The 25,159-nt window shown below is 64.2% G+C and carries 23 protein-coding genes; 6 read left to right on the top strand and 17 right to left on the bottom strand.

Annotated features, from left to right (window positions below; genetic code table 11):
* Positions 1–5: 5 nt before the first annotated feature.
* From AB4Z42_RS23080 to AB4Z42_RS23060, 5 genes are all read right to left on the bottom strand, one after another.
* Positions 6–1,070 carry a hypothetical protein gene (locus AB4Z42_RS23080; RefSeq protein ID WP_442011560.1) on the bottom strand — a complete coding sequence of 355 codons (1,065 nt, stop codon included), beginning with the start codon at positions 1,068–1,070 and terminating at the stop codon, positions 6–8.
* A 444-nt stretch (positions 1,071–1,514) separates the two neighbouring features.
* Complete coding sequence (locus AB4Z42_RS23075) at positions 1,515–2,015, bottom strand: ATP-binding protein (RefSeq protein ID WP_442011559.1); 501 nt, start codon at positions 2,013–2,015, stop codon at positions 1,515–1,517.
* Positions 2,012–2,359 carry an STAS domain-containing protein gene (locus tag AB4Z42_RS23070; RefSeq protein ID WP_442011558.1) on the bottom strand — a complete coding sequence of 116 codons (348 nt, stop codon included), beginning with the start codon at positions 2,357–2,359 and terminating at the stop codon, positions 2,012–2,014. Before AB4Z42_RS23070 ends, AB4Z42_RS23075 begins: the two co-directional genes overlap by 4 nt.
* 208 nt (positions 2,360–2,567) lie before the next feature.
* On the bottom strand, positions 2,568–3,074 hold the full coding sequence (locus tag AB4Z42_RS23065) for a nucleoside deaminase (RefSeq protein ID WP_442011557.1): 507 nt from the start codon (positions 3,072–3,074) through the stop codon (positions 2,568–2,570).
* Positions 3,075–3,106: 32 nt separating this feature from the next.
* Positions 3,107–4,372 carry a ClC family H(+)/Cl(-) exchange transporter gene (locus tag AB4Z42_RS23060; RefSeq protein ID WP_442011710.1) on the bottom strand — a complete coding sequence of 422 codons (1,266 nt, stop codon included), beginning with the start codon at positions 4,370–4,372 and terminating at the stop codon, positions 3,107–3,109.
* A 176-nt stretch (positions 4,373–4,548) separates the two neighbouring features.
* On the opposite strand from AB4Z42_RS23060, the gene AB4Z42_RS23055 reads away from it, so the two are divergent.
* On the top strand, positions 4,549–5,802 hold the full coding sequence (locus AB4Z42_RS23055; RefSeq protein ID WP_442011556.1) for a serine hydrolase domain-containing protein: 1,254 nt from the start codon (positions 4,549–4,551) through the stop codon (positions 5,800–5,802).
* 170 nt (positions 5,803–5,972) lie between these two features.
* Here AB4Z42_RS23055 and AB4Z42_RS23050 read toward each other — a convergent pair whose 3' ends face one another.
* Positions 5,973–6,566, bottom strand: a complete 594-nt coding sequence (locus tag AB4Z42_RS23050) for a TetR/AcrR family transcriptional regulator (RefSeq protein WP_442011555.1) — start codon at positions 6,564–6,566, stop codon at positions 5,973–5,975.
* 79 nt (positions 6,567–6,645) lie between these two features.
* Between AB4Z42_RS23050 and AB4Z42_RS23045 the strand changes: the two genes are divergently transcribed.
* Complete coding sequence (locus AB4Z42_RS23045) at positions 6,646–7,782, top strand: Rieske 2Fe-2S domain-containing protein (protein ID WP_442011554.1); 1,137 nt, start codon at positions 6,646–6,648, stop codon at positions 7,780–7,782.
* Here the strand turns inward: AB4Z42_RS23045 and AB4Z42_RS23040 are convergent.
* The 5 genes from AB4Z42_RS23040 to AB4Z42_RS23020 form a co-directional block, all read right to left on the bottom strand.
* A complete protein-coding gene (locus tag AB4Z42_RS23040; protein WP_442011553.1) occupies positions 7,760–8,713 on the bottom strand; it encodes a hypothetical protein in 954 nt (317 codons plus the stop codon). The genes AB4Z42_RS23045 and AB4Z42_RS23040 overlap by 23 nt on opposite strands.
* Positions 8,706–9,698, bottom strand: a complete 993-nt coding sequence (locus AB4Z42_RS23035; protein ID WP_442011552.1) for a hypothetical protein — start codon at positions 9,696–9,698, stop codon at positions 8,706–8,708. Before AB4Z42_RS23035 ends, AB4Z42_RS23040 begins: the two co-directional genes overlap by 8 nt.
* Positions 9,699–9,704: 6 nt before the next feature.
* Positions 9,705–10,013 carry a hypothetical protein gene (locus tag AB4Z42_RS23030; protein ID WP_442011551.1) on the bottom strand — a complete coding sequence of 103 codons (309 nt, stop codon included), beginning with the start codon at positions 10,011–10,013 and terminating at the stop codon, positions 9,705–9,707.
* Between the two features lie 235 nt (positions 10,014–10,248).
* The gene (locus tag AB4Z42_RS23025; protein ID WP_442011550.1) at positions 10,249–11,118 is read right to left on the bottom strand and encodes a cutinase family protein; all 870 of its coding nucleotides are present in this window, start codon (positions 11,116–11,118) and stop codon (positions 10,249–10,251) included.
* A gap of 237 nt (positions 11,119–11,355) precedes the next feature.
* Positions 11,356–11,877: a hypothetical protein gene (locus tag AB4Z42_RS23020; RefSeq protein WP_442011549.1), complete on the bottom strand. Its 522-nt coding sequence runs from the start codon at positions 11,875–11,877 to the stop codon at positions 11,356–11,358.
* Between the two features lie 668 nt (positions 11,878–12,545).
* Between AB4Z42_RS23020 and AB4Z42_RS23015 the strand changes: the two genes are divergently transcribed.
* On the top strand, positions 12,546–14,564 hold the full coding sequence (locus AB4Z42_RS23015; protein WP_442011548.1) for a hypothetical protein: 2,019 nt from the start codon (positions 12,546–12,548) through the stop codon (positions 14,562–14,564).
* 15 nt (positions 14,565–14,579) lie between these two features.
* Here the strand turns inward: AB4Z42_RS23015 and AB4Z42_RS23010 are convergent, their stop codons facing one another.
* On the bottom strand, positions 14,580–15,221 hold the full coding sequence (locus AB4Z42_RS23010; RefSeq protein WP_442011547.1) for a VOC family protein: 642 nt from the start codon (positions 15,219–15,221) through the stop codon (positions 14,580–14,582).
* A 276-nt stretch (positions 15,222–15,497) separates the two neighbouring features.
* Here AB4Z42_RS23010 and AB4Z42_RS23005 point away from each other — a divergent pair, with 276 nt between their 5' ends.
* A complete protein-coding gene (locus tag AB4Z42_RS23005) occupies positions 15,498–16,718 on the top strand; it encodes a hypothetical protein (protein WP_442011546.1) in 1,221 nt (406 codons plus the stop codon).
* 4 nt (positions 16,719–16,722) lie between these two features.
* On the opposite strand, the gene AB4Z42_RS23000 is transcribed toward AB4Z42_RS23005, so the two are convergent.
* From AB4Z42_RS23000 to AB4Z42_RS22980, 5 genes are all read right to left on the bottom strand, one after another.
* Positions 16,723–18,216: a M28 family peptidase gene (locus tag AB4Z42_RS23000; RefSeq protein ID WP_442011545.1), complete on the bottom strand. Its 1,494-nt coding sequence runs from the start codon at positions 18,214–18,216 to the stop codon at positions 16,723–16,725.
* Positions 18,217–18,283: 67 nt separating this feature from the next.
* Positions 18,284–20,419, bottom strand: coding sequence for a SpoIIE family protein phosphatase (locus AB4Z42_RS22995; protein WP_442011544.1), 2,136 nt, complete (start codon positions 20,417–20,419; stop codon positions 18,284–18,286).
* A gap of 90 nt (positions 20,420–20,509) precedes the next feature.
* Positions 20,510–21,283, bottom strand: a complete 774-nt coding sequence (locus AB4Z42_RS22990; protein ID WP_442011543.1) for an amino acid ABC transporter ATP-binding protein — start codon at positions 21,281–21,283, stop codon at positions 20,510–20,512.
* Positions 21,280–22,758: an amino acid ABC transporter substrate-binding protein/permease gene (locus tag AB4Z42_RS22985; protein WP_442011542.1), complete on the bottom strand. Its 1,479-nt coding sequence runs from the start codon at positions 22,756–22,758 to the stop codon at positions 21,280–21,282. Before AB4Z42_RS22985 ends, AB4Z42_RS22990 begins: the two co-directional genes overlap by 4 nt.
* A gap of 107 nt (positions 22,759–22,865) precedes the next feature.
* On the bottom strand, positions 22,866–23,273 hold the full coding sequence (locus AB4Z42_RS22980; RefSeq protein WP_442011541.1) for a DUF6636 domain-containing protein: 408 nt from the start codon (positions 23,271–23,273) through the stop codon (positions 22,866–22,868).
* Between the two features lie 615 nt (positions 23,274–23,888).
* Between AB4Z42_RS22980 and AB4Z42_RS22975 the strand changes: the two genes are divergently transcribed.
* Together AB4Z42_RS22975 and AB4Z42_RS22970 are read left to right on the top strand one after the other, a co-directional pair.
* A complete protein-coding gene (locus tag AB4Z42_RS22975) occupies positions 23,889–24,563 on the top strand; it encodes a DNA-binding response regulator (RefSeq protein WP_442011540.1) in 675 nt (224 codons plus the stop codon).
* Positions 24,564–24,768: 205 nt separating this feature from the next.
* Entirely contained in the window at positions 24,769–24,996 is a 228-nt protein-coding gene (locus tag AB4Z42_RS22970) for a hypothetical protein (RefSeq protein ID WP_442011539.1), read from the top strand.
* Positions 24,997–25,159 lie beyond the last annotated feature (163 nt).

The raw sequence follows: 25,159 nt of genomic DNA, 5'->3' as shown, positions 1-25,159 counted from the left end.
CAGCGTCAGGCGGTGACCGGCTCCAGTTCCGCAGCTGCGGGCACGTAGATGGGATCGGACGCCATGAACTGCGAGTACAGCAGTGGCATCGAAGACGCGATGGAGAACTCCGTCACCCCGCCCGCGTAATCGGCCACGTACAGCCGGCCCGCGTCGGGATCGACTGCAACACAGGATGGCCGAGCATCGACGGTCATCCGGTTCACGATCTTGAGCGTGAGGGTGCACAGCACCGTGACGTTGTCGTAGTCGACGATGTATGCGCGCGTGTTGTCCGCGCTGACCGTCATCTGAGTCGGAGCACCGAGTCCGAGTTCGGCGGTGCCGGTGATCCGGCCCGTCGACAGATCGATCACCTCAACGGCGCCACCGCGGGCCCGGTCCGATACGAGGACGTAGGCGATGCCGTCGGCGAATGCGATGTCGCGGATCGGCGAACCGACCGGCACCGTGCGCTGAACCCGCGTCGTCTCGGTGTCGACCACGACGAGTGCGCTGCCCCGGTCATCGGTGGTCGCCACGTACAGCCGTTTACCGGTCGGGTCGACCTTGATGGCGTCGATGCCGATGCCCGCGCCGGTGGCGATGTCGATGGTGCCGACTCGCTCCGCGGTCGTGTCGATGACGACGACATCTGCATTGCCGTCACCGGTCCGGCCCACGTACACGCGCTTCGCGTCGGGGCTGGCGGCGAGTGCCGTCACGCTGAAGGCCAGCGGATAGTTGGCGACGACCGTCTGCGTGACGGTGTCGATCACCGAGATGCCGTCGGAACTCGCCGACGAGGTGCTGACGTACGCACGGCCGTCCGCGACGACGACCGCGAACGGCTCGCCGGGAACGGCAACGGCGCCGACCACCGCGAGGGTGCCGGAGTTCAGCAGCGAAACGGTGTCGTCGCCGTGGTTCGTGACGACGATCGTGCCGTCGTCGGCCGCGGCGATGTCGCCGATCGGGCCACGCTGCACATCGACGGCGGCCACGCGGTTGACGTCCGCACCCAGGTGCGCCTCGTCATTCACTTCTGCCACAGGGGTGTTCTTGGGCATCAAAAAGTTAGCCATTTTCATCGGTACCTCCGCCGGTTGGGCGTTCGCCGGCACTAGTTTCTACGTCTACATGCGCTCTCTGGAGCGCGATCTGTACCGAGTGTAGCGACGAAAATCAGTGGTCCTTTCCGACGCAACTTCTGCTCTATGACAACGCACGGCAACCTCTCAGACACCGCTTAGAAAACATTTCGTTATGCAGTCGTTATGTACGGATTCTGAGAAAATTTAGGGCTCTGAACTGTACTAACAGCGATATTTCATTGCCGACGAGATAACATTGACACTTCGCCCCGCTAACGGCTTCTTAGGTTTCTGATCGAAATTGAGCGGTAAATCACAGGAAGACACGGCAGCAAACTCGCATGCGATGGCAGCGGCGATGATTTCAGCCGACGTGACTCCGACGGCGAGGCGCTCAATTTGGGAATTCGGAGTTTCGCTGGCCTGACTGCAGGCAGCGGGTCACACAGACGCGTAGGCCTGCGCGTGAATCCGGGCGCAATCACCGAACCGCATCTGCACGTGCGTGCCGTTCGGCGTGCGAGAGATCGTGATGTCATCGGCCATTGCGCGCATCAAGGGAATGCCACGACCGCGGGTGTTCGGTTGATCGGCGGGGTCCACGTGGCGCCAGGTGCCCTGGTCGGAGACCTGGACCAGCAGCACGCCCTCGCGCGCGTCGTAGTGGACTTGCAACGTCATCGTCCCCTGCTGCGGCCGTCCCCGGTAGGCGAACTCGGCGGAGTTGGTCAACGCTTCGTTCACGGCCAGCAGGACGTCGTCGAGCTTTTCGCGATCGAGCTTGACTTGAGTTCGCAGCCACCGCGCGAGGTCCTGCCTCAAACGGGACACGGAGCGCGCGTCCGCGGCGTCGACGCAGACGAAATCCGCGTCAGCGGCACTGAGAGCGAAACTCTGATTGGTCATGTTGCCCAACGAATACCCCGCCGGGCCCTGTGTCATGCAGTGAGATTCTCCACAGCGTCGTCCAACGACGAGAACAGGTCGATCAGATCGGCGATGCCCGTGATCTTCAGTGGCCGACTGGTTGCTGATCCTTCGGCGACCACCGCGAACCGGACCTCCGAGCCGTCCGTCTGGTTGTGCGCCTCCATCAGCACCTGCATGCCGGCGGACCCCAGGAAGTCGACCTCAGTGAGATCGACGATCAAACCGGAGGGGTTCTGGCTCAACGCGGACTGAACGGCGTCCCTCAGTTGCGGGGCCGTGAGCATGTCGAGTTCTCCGGACGCGGCGACGATCGCGACACGTTCGACCCACTTCTCAGTGCAAAGCTGCTCGTCCAAGCCTCACCTCTTGTTAAGCGACCGGCAACGCGGTCAGGGCTGTTCTCGCAAGGCTGCAGTCTTAACCCGCGCAACAGGGTAGCGAGTTAATCACACCGACGCACCGGCGCACACCGCATCTCCTGGTCAGAGCACAGGATATAGGACATGGCGGGCAGATCCTGCACTTGCCTGCTTGTTGGCATATATCTGCGTCAGGGTTTGCTGCTCAGGACTGCGATCGCGGTGCGTCCGACACTCGGCGATCGCCGCCGTTGCGGTCCTGCCAGAGCCGATACACATCGACGGCGTCCTCGCGCGGCTCGTAGAGCATTGGCAGGCGACGCTCCTCCCAAGACTTCGCGAACTCCTGATAGAAGGTGTCCAGCTCGAAGTACCTGCGGTCGTCGACGTAGTGCGGCTCGTACGCGTCGCGGGTGGTCAGAAAGACAACCTCGTCCGGCGAGCAGTAGTACAACGCGCCGAGGCACATCGGGCACGGATGCGCCAGCACGTAGATGGTGGCGCCGATCAGATGCTCGGTACCCAGCCGGACACACGCCTCACGAATGGCGAGGATCTCAGCGTGGGCGGTCGGGTCGTGGCTCTGTGCCACCAGATTCGGGCTCTCGGCGAGTATCTCGCCGTCCCGGACGATGACGGTGGCGAAGGGTCGCCCGCCTGCGGCGACGTTGTTTCGGGCGATGTCTATCGTGCGCTGAACGAAGTCGGCCACGATCACCGAATATAGCCCTCTGAGTCTCGGTCTCAGTGCCGCAAGTCGGGCGACATCCGCTCTCGCAGAGAGTCGTAGATAGGCGGTGACCCGGTGAGCTTGGCGACGAGCACCGCGGCGGCGGTGGCGGCAATCATCGGGATGGCCGCCGCGGTGGTGGCCGTCATCTCGATGACGAGAACGATGGCGGTGACGGGCGCGCGCACGGTCGCTCCGAAGAACGACGCCATGCCGACCAGCGCCATCGGGACCGCCAGTGGTGTCAGGTCGCCGGGCCATACGGCGCCGAGGGACCCGATGAACAGCAGCCCCCACAGCGCACCGACCGCCAGCAGCGGCGCGAACAGTCCGCCGGGCACGGCGGCCGAGTACGACAGCGGGCCTGCGACGAACCGCACCAGGAGCACTCCGGCGACGACGGGGAGCAGGATGTCGTGCCCGCTGAGAATCGCCTGCGTCAGGGTGTCACCGCCACCCACTGCGAGCGGGTAGATGAACATCGCCAGCCCGATGATGGCGCCGATCACTGCCGCCTTGGCGACCGCCGGGATGCGCCGGATTCCGCCGACACGATCGAGGAACCACAACAGCAGGCGGTTGTACACCGCGCCAAGGCATCCGGTGAGCAGACCGAAAACGACGAACAGCGGTAGCCACGCGAGCGCAGGCGCCCCGATCACCTCGACGTGAAAGTCCGGCTCGTTTCCGAGGATGAACCGCATACAGCCGACGGCAGTGGCCGCCGCGATCAGCGTGGCGAGCACCGTCTGCAGCCGGAACGATTTCGTCACCTCTTCGAGCGCGAACATGGTGCCGCCGATCGGCGCGTTGAAAGCAACCGCGAGGCCGGCCCCACCGACGGCGGTCTGCATCATCCTGACGTCGGAGTCGCTCAGCCCGATCCGCTGCGCCGTTTCGGCTCCGATCGCCGCACCCATGTGCACCGTTGGACCTTCGCGACCCAGCACGAGCCCGGACCCCATCGACAGCACGCCACCGACGAACTTCGCAGGCAGAAGCGGAAGCAGCGGTGGTTGGGCATCACCCTTGTAGACGGCCTCCACATGCTGGATCCCACTGCCTGCGGCGAGCGGTATCCACCGCACGATCAGTGCGGCGAGCGTCGCGCCGAGCGCCGCCGCGGCCATCGGCACCAGCCACCCCGGTCCGGGCAACCCGTGCGTCCAGTCGACGAGATCGATGCGCAACCGGTCCGCGGTCTCCAAGCACCAGCGGAAGGCGCCGCCGATGAAGCCGATCGCCACGCCCGCCACGACAGCTGTGACACAGAGCAGCATCCATCCGCGCACGGATTCGGCTGGTGGGTCCGGATCCGGGTCTGGCTCCGGTGACGGCTCGTTCACGGCGACTCAGTCTCGCAGATCAGGACGCGCATCGTTGCCGCGCCGCGGACCTTCTGTGCCACATATGGTGATGCTCGGCTGAGGCTCACTTCGACGACGGGACCAAACCGATGGCGGCAATGGCGTTGCGACGATGCGGGCTTCTGATGGCGGCCGCACTGTTCTTCGTTTCCGGATGCGCACAGGATTCGACGTCGCAGGGCACGTCGACGACGTCTGCATCGGGTGCGCCGGCCGCCAAGGAAATGGACGCCAAGATCACGCAGCGCCTCGACGACGCCATCGATCACGCGATGGACCAGGCGGGCGTCCCCGGCGCGATCGTCGGGATCTGGGGCCCCGACGGGAATTACGTGCAGACGTACGGCGTGGCCGACCAGGCCAGCGGCGCGCCGATGCAGACGGACTTCTACCACCGAATCGGCAGCCAGACAAAGACATTCACGGTGACCGGCGTGCTGCAGCTGGCCGATCAGGGCAAGCTCGGGCTCGACGATCCGATTGCCAAATACATCGACGGGGTTCCCGAGGGCGGCACCATCACGCTGAGGCAGCTGGCCCGGATGCAGAGCGGACTGGCCAACTACAGCGATTCCAACGGCTTCCAGCAGGCCTTCTTCGCGGACCCGTTCGAGAACTTCACCCCGCAGCAACTTCTCGACTACGCGTTCGACGAACCGATGAAGTTCCCGCCCGGCGAGGGGTTCTTGTACTGCAACACCAACACCATTCTGCTTGGCTTGGTCGTTGAGAAGGTCAGCGGTCAATCGCTGCCCGATTACATCCGTGACCACATCACCACGCCGTTGGGTATGAGCCACACCAGCTTTCCGACGACGAACGCCTTCCCGAACCCGCATGCGACCGGTTACACCGTGCAGGACGCCGACAACTCGGAAACGGCCGCGACAGAGTGGAACCCGTCCTGGGGATGGGCTGCCGGCGCGATGATCTCCACCCTGGAGGACATGCACACCTGGGTGCCCGCGCTGGCGACGGGAAAGCTGCTGACACCGCAGATGCAGGCTCAACGGCTGCAGACCGTTTCCGCTCCGGGCATGCCCGCCGACGACGGATACGGCTTGGGAATCTTCAACATCGGCGGCTGGATCGGGCACAACGGCAGCCTCCCCGGTTACCAGACCGTCGCGGTCTACCTTCCGGAAAAGCAGACGGCGCTGGTGGTTTTCCTCAACACCGACATCGAGTATCAAGGCCAGGAACCCAGCACGTTGGTGGCCAAGGCGATCACCGAGGTGATCACCCCGCAGAACGTCTACGCCATGGGTGATGCGGTGCAGGCACCGGATGTGACAGCGGATGTGACACCGCCGCCCGCGCCAACCACCACCAAGCCTCGCTGAGCGGTGGGCCGGGCCCGCGGGGGCTCCAAGAAAACTCCAAGAATCACGAGCCAATCTACTTGCAGCAAGTGCGGAGGCCCTACCCGACGGGGCCCCCGCACTTGCTCTGAACAGGCTAGGCGGTGAAGCGCCCGCGGTATGCCAAACTCGCTGAAGTTCCCGACTTCCCGCTAGCGGCTCAACGTTCCGTCTACCGGCATCGGCGTGGTGAGCGCAGCGGCCAGCATCGCGATGATCTCCTCGGCGGTGCCGACGTCGTCACCCGCCTGAGCCGAACGCTCACGCTCGGCCAAGAGCGCGAACATCGTCGTCGCGACTGCCTTGACCCGCCGCCTGCGGGCGCCGCGGTCGCCCGTCGGAATGGCATGGGCCAGCCGAGCGAGAACCTTCGGCCACACCGATCCTTGCGACTCGTCGGTGCGTAGATGGAGCGACGCCGCCTGCAGGAACCTGGCGTAGTAGGGGCTGCCGACGGTGGTCAAGGGAAGCACCATGATGCGCAACCATGCCCTGACGTCGTCGTGCGCGTCGTCAGCCAACGCCTCGAGCATCTGTGCGCGCTCCCCTTCCATCGGCTCGAGCCGACGCCGGACGACCGCGTCGATGAGGTCCTGGCGATTTCGGAAGTGGTAGTTGACCGCGGAGTTGTTCCGCTGGCCTGCCGCAATAGCGATGTCGCGCAGCGGCACCTGGATGCCGCGCTCGGCGATCAGCCGTTCGGCCGCGTCCAGAATGTCGGCCCTGGCCCGTTCACCACGGTTCACGTGACCGATGATAGGAACTGGACCGCATTTAAGCGAATATGCTTAAATTGGTGATCCACAGCCCCGGAGAGGTGACCCGATGAGTTCGACGCACGAGGTTCGCGAGATCGACATGGGTACGCCCATGCAGCGGTTCGCCCGCGGGTGGCACTGCATCGGCCTTGCCGAAGACTTCCGTGACGGAAAACCCCACGGCATCAACGCATTCGGCACGCGACTCGTGGTTTTCGCCGACTCGCAGGGCGCCCTGCAGGTGCTCGACGGCTACTGCAGGCACATGGGTGGCGACCTGTCCCAGGGGAGCGTCAAGGGCGATTCAGTGGCGTGCCCGTTCCACGACTGGCGTTGGCAGGGCTCCACCGGCCGTTGCTCGCTGGTGCCCTATGCGAAACGCACGCCCCGGCTGGCGCGCACCCGGCGCTGGCCGACCGGCGAGGTCAACGGTCAGCTGCTCGTCTGGCACGACCCCCAGGGCTCGGCACCGCCGGCCGAGCTGTTCCCGCCCACCATCGACGGGTACGACGAGGGGCTGTGGTCGCCGTGGTCGTGGAACTCGATCCACATCGAGGGATCGCACTGCCGCGAGATCGTCGACAACAACGTCGACATGGCGCACTTCTTCTACATTCACCACGCCTACCCCACCTACTTCAAGAATGTGATCGAGGGTCATACCGCGACGCAGTTCATGGAGTCCAAGGCCCGTCCTGACTTCACCAAGAACTACGAGAAGCTCTGGGAAGGAACGAAACTCCGCTCAGAGGCGACGTACTTCGGGCCCGCCTACATGATCAACTGGCTACACAACGACGTCGCACCGGACTTCACCATCGAGGTGGCGCTGATCAACTGCCACTACCCCGTGAGCCACGACTCGTTCGTGCTCCAGTGGGGTGTCGCCGTACAAGCGGTGCCGGGCCTGCCCGCGGACAAAGCGGCCAAGCTGGCCGGCGCGATGAGCCGGTCGTTCGGCGAGGGATTCCTCCAGGATGTCGAGATCTGGAAACACAAGACGCGGATCGAGAACCCTCTGCTGACCGAGGAGGACGGTGCGGTCTACCAGCATCGCCGGTGGTATGAGCAGTTCTACGTCGACGTCGCCGATGTCACCGCCGATATGACCGACCGCTTCGAGATCGAGGTGGACACCACGCATGCCAACGGCATCTGGCAACGCGAGGTCGCCGACAATCTCAGCGCGGTGTCTCCCCGCTGACCGGCTCGTCGGGCGTGCTGGCGACCAGTACCCACACCAGCGTCGCCAGACCGGTGAAGATACCCTGCACGGCCAAGAGGAACGCCACATACTCATGCCAGCTGGACAGCACGTCGTCGCACCCCTGGCCATCCCATGGCAGCGTCGAGAGCGCTCCGACCAGGCCGGCCGCCATCACCGTGACGGTCGCCGCCGTCGCCGCCCGCTGGCCGGCGTCGCTCAAAATCCTTCGGAAATAATTGAATTCGATGCCCAAGGTCAGCAACAACACCGGCATCACACCTACGACCTGCTGGAAGAACACCGGGCTGATCGCCCCTTCGCAGAGTTGGGACAGCACCCCCATCTGTTCGGACACCGATAGGTCGGCGATCTCCGCGGCGGTCGCCGGATCGAGCGATCGCACACTGTCGACGTCGAAGTAGCCGACGAACGCGCTCGCGGCCATGAAGCAGAGCCACGTACCGCACACCAGCGGGACGATCGCGCGGACCCGCACCCAGTCCCTGGGCAGTGCGACGCGACGTGCGGTGCTGAACAACGCGAGCGGGTCGGCGTTGAGCGACGCCGCCATCGTCATGCCGACCGCGATGGCGTACGCGGAAGCCGTCAGCAGGTCGAGACGAATGGAGTCCGTCGGGAACAGCCGGATCACGTCTACCGCGATGAGAATGACGACGCCCGACCACCACCACCGCCACAACCGCGACCCATCGCCATCGGCGGCCGCGACTCTGCGTTTCATCAGGCCGACCATCGCCAGCACCGCGGCATCGACGACCACGACAGCGATCCGCCACGCGACTTGTTCGTCGCCCGAAGGAAACACGCCCGCGACAACCTGCTCGCTGTAGGAGAAGACGAACACCATCAGGAATACGACCGCGAACACCGCGCGATCACCACGCCCGCGCACTGAGACCTCAGACATGGTCGGCCCCCACGGCGATGCGCTGGTCGGGAGAACTCGTCACGAGCAGCCACAAAAGCGTCGCGAGGCCTGTCACGACGCCCTGCACCGCGACCACGAACGTCAGATACTCGTGCCAATAGCCAAGCACTCCACCGCATCCGGTGTCCGCCCACGGCAGCGTCGATACCGCCATCGTCAACCCGATCGCCATTACGGCGACGGTCGCTGCCGCGGCCGCGCGCTGGGCGGGTTCGTCGAGGGCACGGCGAAAGAAGTTGAACTCCACGCCGATGGTGAGCAACAGCAGCGGGATGACGGCGACGACCTGCTGGAAGAACGCGGGACTGACGGCACCCTCGCAAAGCGTGGCCATGGCCCCGAGCCGCTCACCGATCGGCATCGCGGCCACCTCGGCCGCCGTCTCGACATCGAGTTCGCGCACCGTGTCGAGATCGAAGAAATCATCGAATGCCGTGGCGGCGATGTAGCAGGCGAACGCGCCGATCACGAGCGGAACCATGGCTCGGGCCCGCGCCCAATCAGTGGGTGCCGCCGCGCGCCGTCTCCCGCTGAACAAGGTCAGCGGATCGGCGTTGAGCGACGCCATCATCACGATTCCCATGAGTGTGGCGAAGGTGACCGAGGCGGCCATGTCGATCCACAGCGGATGCCCTTCTGGCAGAAGCGCTAAGACCACGTCGAAGACAATCACGGCGGCGAACGCGCCCCACCACCATCGCCACAGCCGCGGCGGCTCACCGTCAGCGCGGAGGATGGCGCGCTTCAGCAGACCCACGACGGTCAGCACGGCCGCGTCGAAACCGACCAGCCCGATCAGCCAGCCGATGACGTGGTCGCGGCCGGTTGCGTCGAGCACGGCGAAGACGAAGTCCTCACTGTAGGAGAACGCGAACAGCAGCAGGAACACCACCGCGATCACTGCCAGGTCGCGGCGATGCCGTGTCAGCTCGGCGGCTCGATCGGCGTCCAATTCCGCGTTCAACCGTTGTCAATCGCGGAAGACAGCCAGGTGGAACGGACGCTGCGCGGGCTTGCCCGTGACGTCGTACGTCTTGACCCGCATCTTCATGATGTCGCTGGAGAGGCCCACGGTGCAGAATCCGGGTTCGACGTCTTCTCCAGCGACACTGCCGATCACACAGGAGAAGTTGGTCTTCGCCTCCTTCTGCAGGGGGACGTTCCACGCGATCTCGTACACGGCGTCACCTATCAGTTCGCAACTGTCGATCATGTAGCCCCGCGCGATGGAACCGTCGGCGGCTATGACACACGCCAACCGGCCCTCGAAGTCCGCCATGAATATTCCTCTCTGAGGCATCGACGACGATTGCGTACGACCGCAGCCTACGGCGCGTCTCGGCGCACGGGTTGCCAATCGGAATGCGCAGAGGATTGTCGCCGATCGTTGCCCAGGAGTATGCGGCAGCCGTTGTCCACGAAGCTGAGTTTTTGAATACTCCAATTCAGCGCAATGGATTTCATGCCGGCACCCGTAGGCGGACCCACCGGTGCATATGGAAGGGAGAAGTGCCTTAAGGCACCTGACTGGGTGACGCCGGTGACATCGGAGCGGGACCGGGCAGCGGTCCCTGCGCCTGGGGCGTCGGATCCCCGACATGCACAGGCGGGGTGTCACCCGCGATGGGTACGGACAGCAGCGCAGCTGCCGGGGACTCAACCGGACTTGGGGTAGCCGGCGTGTCGATGGCCGCATCGGCCGCCCACATCGCCTGGAGCCTCTGGGCAACCAAAGTCGCTCCCTGCTCCGCCATCCCAACGTCGGGGTAGCGGCTGTGCACGCCAAAGCTCCTGCCATCGGGGTCGCAAACCAGATCGTCGTCTACGCATAGGTCGATGGTCTTGTCGACGTAGCCCGGGCCGATCACGATCTGCGGGTCACTGATCGCACGCATGAAGCGCGCCGACGGCTTCCCGAACAGCGCAACCGCGGCGACGTGGTCGGCCAGCTCCAGAGGCATCGGCGCAGGCACCGCTAAATCCGAAACCCCCTCTGGCACAACATTCGCGGTGACAAATCCCATCACCGCTGCGCCTTGAGAGAATCCGCCGAGCACCATCTTGGTCTGAGGACAAGCCGCGGCCGTGGCCAGGATGTGTGTGCGGGCATCGTTGATACCGTCGACGGCGGTTCGAAAGTCAGTGGTTGCAGGGTAATTCACTGGGTACACCCCAACCGACTTCCCACCGACCTGAGATTGCAGTGAGCTGACGAATGCATCTCCCGTCGGGCCGACGCCGGGCAGCTCGGTGGTGCCGCGGGCGAATATCACCTCGGCGTCGGGGCACGGGGCGGCGTGCGCGACCGGTGCGGAAACACACTGCAGCAGCGCAGTCGTGGCTGCTGCAGCGCCAATGACGCCGACGGTTCGCAATGCCCCCATGACCCAATGCTGACACGGTGTACCGCAAGGCGCGCGTCGAGCGAATGAATGCACAGAGAACAGCCAATTATTGATCGCCCGATAAGGAGAGTTTAAGTGCCGCAGCCGCCTTGGATACGGCACGGATACGCCTTGGCCGGCACTTTCGTAGCCGGCCGGACTCGAGCCGCCACCGGCGCGGATTTAGATACGGCGGGCGCGGCTCCGGTCCGCATGCCGCGAGCTCGGCGCTCGACATCACGCGCGATAGGCGTCCAGAACCTCACGCCGCCGCTCTCCGGCGATGGCGATCACCACCGTGACTGGATCGGTCTCGTCGTAGAGGACATCAGCCCATGACTGATACTCCTCATCCCCTTCCGACCCCCGGATGATCTTGAAGAAGAAGTCGTCGCACTTTTCATAGGCATCGGTGATGTCCTGCCAGATCAGTGATTTCGAGAGTGCGCGAGCTCGCTGGACGGCCGTCAGCGCGGGACCGAGCAGCGGCTGGATGTCCGCCCACTCGGCACCGTGATCGCGCCTGCTGCGCTGATCGGCGGTGGCTCCGAAGGCGTAGGACTGCACGGCGCGTGCCGTATTCAGGACGGTCTCGATGAACTCGGTCAGGATCGAGACCTGGACCTCCCTGAAAGCCTGCTGCGCCTGGAGGTGCGCGGCGTATCGCGTTCCCCTACGTCCGATCTCAGCCGCGATCAAGCCGCCTACGACCGCCACGATCGCCAATACGATGGCCAACTCGGCACTATCTGATGACATAGGGCTAACGATAAGAGCGCGCGACCTCAAGGACATGTTTTTGGGCACTCAGTCCGCCCATACCCAGCGCGCCTGCATCGGTGTCGGCGATCTGATATCAGGTAGAACTCGATCGGCCCTCGTTTGATACGGCTTGGCGTCGACTCACACGAAGCAGCGCGAGAGCGACACTCAGGTACCACACGACGACGGACAGCCCCGGCAGCCAGACGACGAGACTGTCCCTGATCGAAGCCGTTCCGTCGGGGACGAAGACAGTGAGCGTTGCGGCGCTGCGGGCCGTGTCGCGCTTGTGCGCACAAGCCACGCAACGCGCGATGTCGAGCATTCTGCGCATTGTGCTCAGACGGCGAGAAGCGACCTCGGCTGTATTAGCGAGCATCGCGGCTCAACTTCGCTTATCTAGTGCCAACGCGGAAATCTCGGCACCGGGACAGCTACGGCATAGTGCAAGTAAATGGCTGTTCTTTGATCGATATATTGCCAGTATTCGACGCATAATCCCAGTAATGGGAGACCATTCCAATTTCTGGGAGCAACTTTTGTAAATGAACTAATTGACGCCCTCGTGAAAGTTGCCGAAAACGCAGAAAATGTTTGCCAGACCCGTCTTTGGCTGTTACGTTCCGATCACTTTGCTGTGAGAGATCTGACGAGGGACACGGGCGATGGCTAAGCACAGGGCGGTCAAGCACAGGTCGAAGCGGGGTCGCGAGTTCGTCAGGAAAGCATCGATTGCGGGGGGCGCCGCCGCGACCGCCACGGCGATGACGCTCGGCCTGGCGCCCCCGTCATCGGCTGCGCTGCCAACGATCCCCAACATTCCCGGGGTGAACGTCATCACGACCGGGCCACCGTTCGGTCTGCTGGGCATCGCCGGCCTGAACCCGTTCTGGGTGCCGGCACTGCCATCGCGCATCGCCGACGAGATCAACGGCACGTCGTACCTGGGCGGCTCAGACCTCGACATTCCTGTCCCGGTTGACAATCCGCTGTACGACCCCAACTGCCATCGGGCAGATTGCCCGCCGGAAAAAATCACCGGGAGCCTCGACCTCGATCTGGTCAGTCTGCGTATCCCGTTGGTCGTCGGGTTCGGCATCGGTGCGCTGGCGGCAGGCATGGCCTACCCGCAGGTTGAGGCGGATCTTCCCAATCAGCCAGGCGGAACGGGTCCGAACGCCCAGCCGGGATCAAGCGTGACGATCGTGCCGATGCTCCTGCTGCGGAACCCGGGCCGGAACGACGGCGGCGTGGCTGCCCGGTTCGCACCGTTCTTCGCGCCCTTCGGAATCGATACCGCCACCAACGATTTCGACGTGCAGACCGACGGCAACGCCGTGCTCGTGCCGGTCAAGGTCGACGCCACCGTGCAGAACGACCCGCTGTCCGACTTCGCCGCCTGGCCCAACCCGGTCACGCTGATGAACAACGCAGCGGCGTTCGCCTACCCGACGTACATCCTGCGGGGCTCCGATGTCAGCGGGATCGGATTGCAGACTCTCAATCCACTGGTGGCCAATCTGGTGGGCAACTTCGGGTCCGCACTCATCGGGGACGGCCTGACTGTCAACCTTCCGGGCGACCTGCCAAGTGTGAACCTGTCCAGGGAAGCATCCATCCTCGCCTTGAACCCCATCCTCACCAGCGCGCTGGCTGACACGTTCCCGGGAATCAATGTCGATATACCCAACGGCCCGGATCCGGAGGATCGATACGAGGCACTCAATCAGTACCTCACGCTCGAGAACGGCGCGCAGCCCATGCTCGAACCATTCCGCTATCCGACCGACCTCATGAGCATTGCTACCGGCCAAACGATCACGAATCCGTTCGCGGATGCGGTTGAGCCGGCGATCAGCATGCTCGGAAACCTCGGTTATACGAACGTCGTTCAATACGGCGACGATCCGAACGACTTCCGTGATGACTACCAGCGCGACTTCTCCAACAACTTCGGCAGTAACGGCGGAGAAGCCATGCCGTTCTTCAGCTTCCCAAAGAACGTCAATTGGAATGCGGTGCCTGCAGACTTCGTCAGAGCCTTGAGCGGCGGATTCCAGGACGCTTTCTTTTCCGGCGGGATTCCGGGTCTCAACAACCCGCCGGCCTCGCAAAAAAACAATCCCTTCGGCCTTCTGACGGGCCTCGTCGAACAAGTGATCGGACCGATCAATCTGGATTCGGTGACACCGGGCGATCTGCTGGACGCGATCGACGTCGTCCAGAGTGACAACGCCACCAGCAATCTGAGTTCGGTGACGCCGCTCGCCGCACACCCTGCACCCGATCAAAATGCGCAGCGGATGACTGTCAACGCTGACGCGGCAACGGTTTCGCCGACTCCGCCGGCGAGTGGCGCGGCGGCGAACAACGCACCGTCCACACCCGCGGCGGACACCACCACCGGCGCGCAGCGCCCACGGTTGAACGTCTGGCGAGGGACCATGACCCCGTTGGCCGGTGATCACGGATCCAGTGCCGACAACCGGCCGTCGGGCCAGAGCCCGGTACGAGATCCCGTTCGCGAGACCAGTCAGCAGATTCGCGGTTCGGTGAGCGATCTCGTCAAGAACGTCACCGACGTCACCAGGAACCTGACCAGGGCAGCGACCGGTCATGGGCCCAACGGCCAGGGCGACAACGGCGCATCGAGTCAAGGGGACAACGACGATTCCGGTGAGTGAGTAGAGGCGCGAGACTCATTGCGGCAGTTCTTCACCGGACTGCTCGCGCACGATGTACTCGGCGTACCACTGCGACCAGTTCTCGTCGTACTGACCGCCGGTCCGCTCCTCATGCTTTCCATGCGCGGCCCCGGCCCGACGAAGGGCACTCGCAAGGTCGGTGACGGATGCGAAGGTGGTCTCGGTGTCAATCCGCCCGGGCGCACGCGTCGTCACCTCCTGCAGCAGCCAGCCGTTGCCGTCGGGATCGTGAAACGACGCGAAGGAGTGGTAGCTCGCAGGCTCGGCCGGTGGGCCACCGACCCGCAGCCGCCCGAACAGATAAGGCTCGTCCGGGCCGGCGTGCTCCCCGGCGGAGTCGTGGAACACCTCGCTTATATCAACACCCTTGTCGAGCAGCTCGGCACGCGCGGTCTGAACATCGGACACAATCAGGTAGAGGCCCTGGGCAGAGCCCGGCGGGGCGGCGGTGACGTTCTCGCCGAAGATGATCGAACAGCCGGAGCCGGGAGGCGTGAACTGAATGACGCGAAAGTCGTTGCCGCTGTCGAAATCGGCATCGAGTCGCCAGCCGAGCTGCGCATAGAACGCCTTTGCGCGGTTCACATCGGAGACGGGAATGACGACGATCTCGAGCTTCAGGTCGATGTTGGCCATCAGGCCCCCTTTTCATGTCTTCGACATGTGAACACTCCCGGCCGCAAAAGTCGACCCGTATCCGATCATGAATGCGGTCCAACATGATTCGCGGCGCAGAGGCCGGCGCCGCCGATCGTCGCCAAGAATCTGACAAGGATTCCTCAAGGGCGCTGTCCGACTCTGATGTCGAACCGGAAAACCACCGGAACGAATCGACATCACAGGAGTCCGCATTCGGCGTTACCGGTTTTTCGGCGGCACGGCGTGGTGTGATCTTGATCAAGAGGTGACGCCATGCTCACATGGAGAACCACAGCGGTATTCGCAGTGGCAGCAGCGCTGGTAGGCGGCTGCTCGTCGGCGACCGCGCCACCGGCGGAAACCAGCGGTGCGGCCTCGAGCGCGGCGGCCGGGTCGGCGACGAAGTCCGCTCCGAAATCGGCCCGCGGCGACGGTGACGAGGCCTCGATCGAGAACGTCCCCTGGGACGACGTCGGCCCGGGGTGGACATTGGCCACCTGGACGCTGGACCCCTACGTACCCGGCGAGCCACCGGCTACAGACAAACCGACCGACACCACCCTGTACCTGGTGGATCCGTCGGGCGAGCGCTACCCGATCACCACATTCCCATCGCACGGCGACGGCTACGGACCCAAGTTGGCCGACTGGTCCGGCGACGGTCAACGGGCTCTGATCAACGACGCCGACTCCGCGACGACGATCGTCGTCGACTTGCACACCGGAGAACAGACCACCGCACCCTTCGCGGCCGACGATCGCTTCGACCCCCGCTTCACCCTGCCGTCCGGCGAGGCATTGCTGCTTGCCCACGACAACGGCGCGCAGCCTCCGACGCTGGAGCGGGTCGGTCTGGGCGGCGAACGTGAACTGCTCTATCCGACGGACAAGCTGGGCAGCCCCTTCACCGGCAACTTCCTGTCCACCCCCGACGGGAGCCAGCTGGTTCTCGGACTGGACGCAGGCAGCGTGGTTGTGATGGGCAACGACGGGACGGTCGGCCGGACGCTCTCTGTGCCGGGCGCAAATTGGTGCGGCCCCGAACGGTGGTGGGACGAATCCGGCGAGACCCTGCTCGTGGGCTGCCGTTCCAACGGGGGCGATCTGCCGCAGCTGTGGCTGATGCCTCTCGACGGCAGGGCGCCGACCGCGCTCACGGCGCCGAATCCCGGGAAGGGCGATTTCAATGCCTGGCAAGTGCCTGCGGGGACATTCGTGCAGACCGCTTGGCAGTGCTCCACCTATGTGCTCGAGAAACTCAATACCGACGGCACGACGTCACAGGTGACGGTGCCCGGCACCGATCCCGGCGGGAGCGTCTTCGTCATCGGTGTCAGCGGTGACGATCTCATCGTGAGGGCGGCGGCCTCCTGCGGGCCCGGTCAAGCGCTGATCGACTACGACCCCGCCGAGAACACCTCAACGGTGTTGCTCGGTCCGTCGGTGAACGGCGGCAGTGTTACCGATGCGCTGGCCTATCCGGGCCAGGAGTAGTTGGCTACTCCTCGTCGGGCAGTGGATGGCGGGTCCGGTCGTCGCGCACCGGGACGCCGTTGCGCCCACCCTCATCCTGGGCGTAGTGACCCACCACGTATCCGATGACTCCGCCGTTGAGCGCCAGCGCATCCCGGTTGACGTTCTGGATGGTGTCATTGGCGCTGTGGTAGTTGGGATCGCACGGCTGCCCGGCGGTACCGCCCCAGAGTTTCTCCTGCGCCCGTGTCTTGATGTCGTCGGCGCCGGTGTCGAAGTTTCCGGCCGGAATGCCGACGCGGGTGAAGCCGTCGTAGTCACTGCGGCCGTCGAATGGCAGGTCCTGCGGCGTCTTGCCTGCACTCTCGATGGTGTCGACCAGCGTGCGCTCTATCCCGGGTGAGCCCTCGGGAATCAGCAGGTTCTCTTCGAGCTCGGGGTCCGGCGGTAGGGACTGGTTGGCATCGGAGGTGAAGTAGCACGTGTTGGGTGAGGCCATCATGTCGAAATTCAGGTACAGCGCAATGTCTTTCAGCGCCTCGACGTCCAGTGATCTTACGTAGTCGTTCGACCCGAGAAGACCTTCTTCCTCCCCCGCCCAGAATCCGAACCGCACCGCGTTCGCCACGTCTGGCGACGGGCCCATCTGTAGCGCCGTCTCCAAAACCGTCGCCACGCCCGTCCCGTTGTCGTTGATGCCCGGGCCCTCTTTGACGCTGTCGAGGTGTGCGCCGACCATGACGACGTTGTCCGTGGCCCCGGCTTTCGTTTGGGCGATCACGTTGCGCGTCTTCACTTGCTCGACCTTGGCTTCGGCGATGGCGGTGGCCGTTCCGGTTTCTGACCGGAGCCTGGCGCCGTCGGCCTTGGTCACGCTCAGCACCGGAATCTCGATCTCATCGCTCTCGCTCATTTCCGCGCTGAACTCTTTCTCGTCAACGTCGTTGGCGATGATGAGCGCGATCGCCCCACGTTCGGCTGCTGCGGTGGCCTTGTCGGCGAGAAGACAGTCGCCCCTGTCCACCATCACCACGGCGCCGGTGACGTCGAGACCGTTGTAGTCCCTTGCGGTGCATCCCAGGTGCCCGTCCCCCGAGGCCACGACGAATCGGCCAGTGGCCCCCTCTGCCGGGCTGGCGCCGCTGTACCCGATGACGTGGGCCTCGACCGGTCGGCCGTTGACGCTCAGCGACTCCTTGCCGACGGAGAACATTCCCATCGTGAACTCCGGAGTCTGAACATCGAACCCCTTGTCGCGCAGCGTTTTAGCCACATATTCGACACTGGCGTCATAACCGGGGGAACCGGCGACGCGCGTGCCGCCGTTGGCATCGGCGATGTCCTGGAGTTTCTGAAGATGCGTCATGGTGGCATCCAGCATGACCTTCGACTGGAGATCCTTGGCGTACTCGGCGGCCTTGTTCGATCCTTCCCCCTGATCCCGTCCGCAGCCTCCCGCGGCCACCAATGCCACGATTGCCACGCCCACCACGATCGCCTGTCGTCCACGATTGATCACGATCGAACACTAGGCGACACGGGACCCGCCGCATTCGCTTTGCGCCGAACGTGAGCGACTTTGCGTTTCAAGACGATTGACTGGTGCCCCGCAGGCGCACAGCAATGACACAGACGTCGTCTTGGCGAGGCGGCGATGCAAGCGTCTCGGTGAGTTGCCGGCAGCCCTGCGTCATCGCGGTCTCCGGCCGCCAGCCGGCCAACATCCGCTCCGCCTGCGAGATGCCCGTCTCGACGTCACGGCCGGAACGCTCGACCAAGCCGTCGGTGTACATGACCAGAATGTCGCCGGGCTCAAGCGTCACCTGCCCCTCGGTGTAGACCGCGTCGCGGATGGGCCCGAGCACTGGACCGTCGGCGCCGACCAGCCGCACGACGTTCCCGTCGCGCGAGCGACGCAGTAAGGGCGGTGGATGCCCGGCCAGACCGAACGACAGGGCGCCGGTCAGCGGATCGAAGACCGCCACCGCCATGGTGGCGAACCTTCCGTGGCTGGTGTGGGCGGTGAAGGTGTTGAGCTCGGTGAGCAGTCGCGCGGGCGGCAGCCCCTGCAGGGCCATGGCGCGCGCGGCGGTACGCAGTTGTGCCATGTCTTCGACCGCGGGCAATCCATGTCCCACCACGTCTCCCACCGCAAGATAGGTCCGCTGGTTCGACAGGGACATGACGTCGTACCAGTCGCCACCGAGCCCGTGCACGGCATCCGCCATTTCGTAGCTGACCGCCAAGTCCAATTCGGCGATGTCGGCCGGTTCGGTGGGCAGGACCGCCGCCTGCAGCACTGCCGCGCGGGCATGCTCGTCGGCATACACCTGAGCGCGCACCAGGGCGTGCCCGACCATGGTGGCGACCGCGGAGACATATGCCAACTGCGCGTCGTCGAGCCGTTGCGGTCGCGTCCACATCAGGCCGAGCACGCCGATCGGCTTGCCGCCGGAGGTCAGCGCCCAGTTCACCAGAGCCTCCGCCCCGGTGACGGCCATCATGTCGCCGTAATCGGGGTACCGCCGCTGGTATTCCGCGGAGTCGCCGATGACCACGGGTTGGCCGGTGAGCACTGCCTCGGTGGCGGCCGTGTGGTCGTCGAGTGAGATGCCTGTTGCGAGTCTGTCGTGCGCAGGCTGTGGATAACCCGCCGTCTTCACCCACTCCAGCCGTGCGCCGTCGGTGCTCACCAGGCCAAGTGCCACCGCTTGCGCCCCGGCGTCGTCGAACAGCTGCGTGACAACGGCGTCGCCGATCTGACCGGGCGTCAGCGCCGCCGACAGCCGCTGGGCCAACTGAGCCAGGGTCTGAAGCCGGTCGCGCTCACGGCGATCGGCATCCCCACGTCTGACCGCCGCGACGCGTCCGGCCGCTTCCTGCGCGATCAACATGGCGACAAGAACGATGACCGCGATGAAGCCCTGCGTCACCGCAAGTCGGCCCGGCGCCGCCAGGTGTAGTTCCGTGAACAGGCCGCGCCCCGAGCCCGTCGCGTAGTTGAGGGTGAACGCGAGCGCCGCGCCGGCGATCGCGGCACCGATCACGTCGAGCCGAAACGCCGCCCACGCCATCACCGGTAGCAGCAGCAATGTCGGTGGCGCTTGCCACCAGAACGCCGTCAGCGACAGCGCCGCGGTAATCGCGACCACCGCGGCAGTCTCCGCAAGTCGCGCCCGCAATAAGTGAGACTGTCTGGGCCACAGTAGAATCGGCGCCGCCACCACCAGAACGCCGATCCCGTCGCCTGCCCACCAGTGCAAAGCCGCTGTGGGCCAGTAGGTGCCGTTGGACGCGGCACTCACCGCCCCGCCGATCACCCCGCCGACCAACGGCCCCGCCAGGCAAGCCGCGACGACGAACTTCGCCAGATCTCCGCGCGCCCGAAGGTCGGGCACGCCTTTGCACCAGGCCCAGACCAGCGAGGCCCCGACTGCGGGCTCCACCGAGTTGGCCAACGCGAATCCGGATGCAGGACCGACGCCGACACCGTAGAAGAGATCGATCGCCAACTCCGCCGTGAATATCGCCGCGACGATGACTGCCCACCGTGAACGCGGCGTCAGAAGCATCGCGGCCAGGGTCACCCCGGCGGGCGGAAAGAACGCCGGACCGACCCCGGCGCCGAAGGATTGCCATGACAGGAACGCGCCTACCGAATAGGCCAGCGCCACGACGACGAACAGCACGCTCGTCGACCGCCAACTCTCCAAGCGGCTCACACGCGCGCGCCAGGCGTGACTGCGGACCGGGACACCCTGGTTAGGGTATCGACACCGCCGTCAATACGGGGAGTTCCGGCGCAGTTACGGCTACAGCACTTTCGAGAGAAACTCTTGCAACCGCGGATGTTTGGGCTTGTCGAAGAGTTCGTCTGGCGGGGCGTCCTCCACGATCTTCCCACCGTCCATGAAGAGCACCCGGGAGGCGACTTCGCGCGCAAAACCCATCTCGTGGGTGACCACCACCATTGTCATGCCGCCCGCGGCGAGTTCGCGCAGCACCTCCAGGACATCGCCGACCATTTCGGGGTCCAGGGCGCTGGTCGCCTCATCGAACAGCATGATCGACGGATTCATCGCCAACGCGCGGGCGATCGCAACGCGCTGCTTCTGGCCGCCCGACAGAGTCGACGGCTTCACCTGAGCCTTCTCCTTCAGCCCCACCTGGTCGAGCAACTCGAGCGCCTTCTTCTCCGCTGCGGCCTTGTCCATCTTCTTGGTCAACAGCGGCGCCATGGTCACATTGTCGATCACCGACATGTGCGGGAAGAGATTGAAGTGCTGGAACACCATTCCGATGCGCTGGCGAACCTTGTCGAGGTTGACCTTCTTATCGGTCAGGTCGTACTCGTCGACCACAACCTTGCCGCCGGTGATGTCCTCCAGCTTGTTCAGGCAACGCAGGAAGGTCGACTTGCCCGACCCCGACGGGCCGATGACACAGACCACTTCACCCTGGCTGATCGTGGTGTCGATGCCGTTGAGCACCACCAGATCACCAAACGACTTCTTGAGCCCGTCGATTCGGATCTTGACGGTTCCTTCGGGTTCGGCGGCCGCGGCCTCCGGAACGAGCTGGCTCATTTGTTGATCCTTTTCTCGAGGCGATCCGAGAGTTTGGTCAGCGCCATGATGACGATGAAGTAGATGATGCCGATGATCAACCACATGTAGAAGGACTGGAAGTTGCGGGCGATGATGATTCGCCCCGTCTGGGTCAGCTCGGCGATGCCGATGACCGACAGGATCGACGTGTCCTTCAACGTGATGACGAACTGATTGATATACGACGGGATCATCGTCCGGATGGCCTGCGGCAGAATAACTCTGCGCATCGTCGGCAGATATCCGACACCCAGGCTACGGGATGCCTCCATCTGCCCCTTGTCGACCGATTGGATGCCGCCGCGGACAATCTCGGTCATGTACGCGCCCGCGTTCAGGGAGAGCGTGATGATGCCCGCCGTGAATGCCGACATCTGGAAGCCGAGCGCGGCGGGTATGCCGAAGTAGATGAAGAAGGCCTGCACCAGAAGTGGAGTGCCGCGGAAGACGTCGACGAACGTCGTGCCGATGGCGCGCAGCCAAATCGAGCGCGACACCCGCATCAGACCGAAGAACACCCCGAGCACCAACGCGATCGCGATGGAGATGACCGTCAGGATGACGGTCATCTTCAGGCCTTCCATCAGGATCGGGAAGGTGCTCTTCACCAGGCCGAAGAACGAGTTGTCGTCACCGCTCGCGCCCTCGCCCAGGTAGCTGTCGATCATCTCCTGGTACCGCCCCGACGCCTTCAGGTTCTTGAGGCCCTCGTTGAACTTGCTCAGCAGCTCGGCGTTGCGGCCCTTGTTGACGGCGAACCCGTAGCTGGACCCCTTCTCCTTCGGCGTCACGGTCTTCAGGCCATTGCCCTGGGTGATGCCATAGGCGAGCACCGGGTAGTCGTCGAATACCGCGACCGAGTTCCCCGTCTTCACCTCGTCGTACATCGATGAGGAGTCGGCGAAGGAGACGGTCGTGAAGCCGTACTTGTCCTTGATCGAATCGGCGAACGTCGCGCCTTCGGTGCCGTTCTTGACGGCAACCCGCTTGCCCTTGAGGTCTTCGTAGCTCTTGATGTCGTTGTTGTCGGCCAACACCGCCATCTGCACGCCCGACTCGAAGTACGGGTCGGAAAAGTCGAACACGGCCTTGCGTTTGTCGGTGATCGACATACCCGCGATGACCCCGTCGACCTGATTGGCTTGCACCGCTTGCAGTGCCGCGTCGAACCCCAACGGCTTGATGTCGACGTTGAAGCCCTGGTCCTTCGCGATGTCTCTGATGAGGTCCATGTCGATACCGACGAAATTGCCCTGAGCGTCCTGGAATTCGAACGGGGCGAAGGTCGTGTCGGTGGCGATGACGTAGGTCTCGCCTTCGGCCGACGCGGGCGGCGGGGTCAGCAACCCGGTACCGAGAAGGCCTACCAGGATGGCCGCGACCAGCACCGCCAACCTATGCGGAGATCGCCCCACACTTCCATCTCTGAGACGCCAGGACCACTCGGCTCGCATCGTTGCCTCCCTCGGCTGTCACGGGGAATTCACGCTAGTGCTCCTGTGCCCGTCTCGCTGGGTATCGCAACAGAACATCGGCGACCCGGTCGAGTCGACGCCGAGGGTCAGCCGACGGGAAAGATGCCCGCCCGGGAGATGGCAAAGCCCGCGCCGGAGTCGACGGTGCAGGTCATATCGTCGGTGCTCGACAGGCAAGCGAACGGGCCGAGGCGGGCGGTTTGCCCGTAGGCAAGCGTCGGCGTGTCCTCTGCCGGATCGCCCATACATTGATTGCCCGTGCACGGAGTGAAGTTTCCGCTGTCGTCCATGCTCACCGATTGCACTGACGCGTTGCTTTGGCAATAGGCGGACGCGGGCTGCCCGTCATCGGCATGCAACTCGCAGCTGATATTTGCCGACGGGGACAAGAAAAAACACGACGTGTCCGAGAAGCATGCCAAGTCGTCCGCGGCGGCCTGCGGTATCCCGCTGAGACAGCTTGCCGCTGCGATGAACCCGGTCGCGATCGACACCCGCACTCGTGCTCGCATTCGCTGAGAATACGGCGAATCAGGCTCGGCGAGAGCCGATACGCCGAAGCCGATTGACGCCGTGCGACAAGGCGCCCGCTTTCGGAGATTTGATCGACGATGTCGAACAACTGCCTTCAGTGTAAAACGACAAACCTTGTTGTTGCAGAAAGAGATTCACTCATGGTCACACTTGTGGCCGCTACGGCGTGGTCTTCCGTCTCCGGCGTCTTGGCCGGAACGGCTTCGAAGTCTTGTCGTCGTGGTGGCTGCACAGCACGTGGGGTCGTTGAGCGGCGCTGCGGTGGCCATTCCCGCCAGACCGAGGGAGGCAGCAGCGTGTGCCGGCGGCGACACCATAAGAATGTTTCAAGAATTCGGGTAGCGCCGGACCTGACTGTTTTCTCAGCAGCGCCTCCAGCGGGCGCCTCAAGAGAAAGGACCACGACGATGTCAATCATGACTCGGCTTGACGGCCGAACTCCTCCTTCACGTTTCAACGACGGCGCTTCGGGGCAAACATCCGCAAGGACGCGGCGCCGCGCAGACGAAGCGGCGCTACCCCAGGCAAATTGGTGCAGGGCCAATTGCACCGCAGGATGTAGGGGGATCTGCGGCATGTCACGGCCGTACGAAGGGGAATGGTCGGCATCGGTCGTAATCATTGGCAGCCATCGCGTCATATATGCCGGCATCGAGGTGGGGTTGAGCGACTCCAACCCACGCATAAAGGTCATTGGGCATTTCGCCAGCGCGGCGGAATTCGTGGCGACACAGCCGACCACAGGTCGGGGCCCGGTGGTGCTGTTCGACCTGCCGTGCGAGGACAGCGGACCGGACCTCGATGCACTTCGCGAGATCTGCGAAGCCGGCCACCGAGTGATCGTCTACACCTGCTTGGCGGATGACGACGTCGTATCAACCGCGTTGGAGGCCGGCGCCGTCAGCTGTATCGCGAGGTCAGAACCCGAGCACGTGCTGGCGGCGGCGATCCATGCCGCGCATACCGATCGCCCACACGTCGGCCCCCGGATGGCGAAGGCGCTGCACGGCGACGGTAGGCAGGCCCGGCCGCAGCTGAGCCTCCGAGAACGGGAAGTCCTCATCGCCTGGTTTCAGACTGACAACAAGAACGCGGTCGCCGAGATGTTGTACATCGAGCCGTCCACCGTCGCGACTCACCTGCAGAGAGTGCGGGCCAAGTACGCGGCGGTCGGCAGACCGGCCCCCACCAAGGCGGCTCTGGTCGCCAGAGCGATCCAAGACGACATCCTCAACGTCAACGATCTCTGACGTTCGCTAACTCTGTCGACAGGGGGCGGCCGCCTGCGTGTTGAGCTTGGCGAATGTCGTCTAAACAGATGAACTAAAAGATTTCCTGTGGGCTTTTTGACTAACGCTTGCGTTAATAGTGCCGGTCCGCGGTTCGGCCGGCGCTACGCCGGCTGGTAAGCGCGGTGGCCAATCCGCGTCGGGGGACGACAGAAGGGGAAACAGTATGAAGAGGACGATTGCTGCCGCAGCGCTGGCCGCGGGTGCGTTGCTGACGCTCGGGCTGGGTGTGGCCCAGGCCGACGAGGTTCAGGTGGAGGGCAACTACGCCACGCTCGAGGCCTGCCAGGCAGACGGCCCGGCGGTCGAGATCGCGCGCAACGACGCCGACTACACACATTGGGATTGCCGGCCCGGTGACGACGGCCTGTTCTACCTGTTCCTGAGCAACTGACGTTTCGCACCGACTAAAAGGCAATTGACCATTCGCGCTGGTCAGGGGTCCAGTGCCGCACTCGGAGAATAAGTGAATTCACAAAAGCAGGCGCTGCGGATTGGATCCCTCGCCTTTTCGCTCGGCGTAGTGGGGTTGGTCGGCACCGGAGGGATGGGAGCGG

It is taken from the genome of Mycobacterium sp. 2YAF39 (assembly GCF_052114565.1).
Classification (GTDB): domain Bacteria; phylum Actinomycetota; class Actinomycetes; order Mycobacteriales; family Mycobacteriaceae; genus Mycobacterium.
This window is presented reverse-complemented; position numbering and strand designations above follow the sequence as displayed.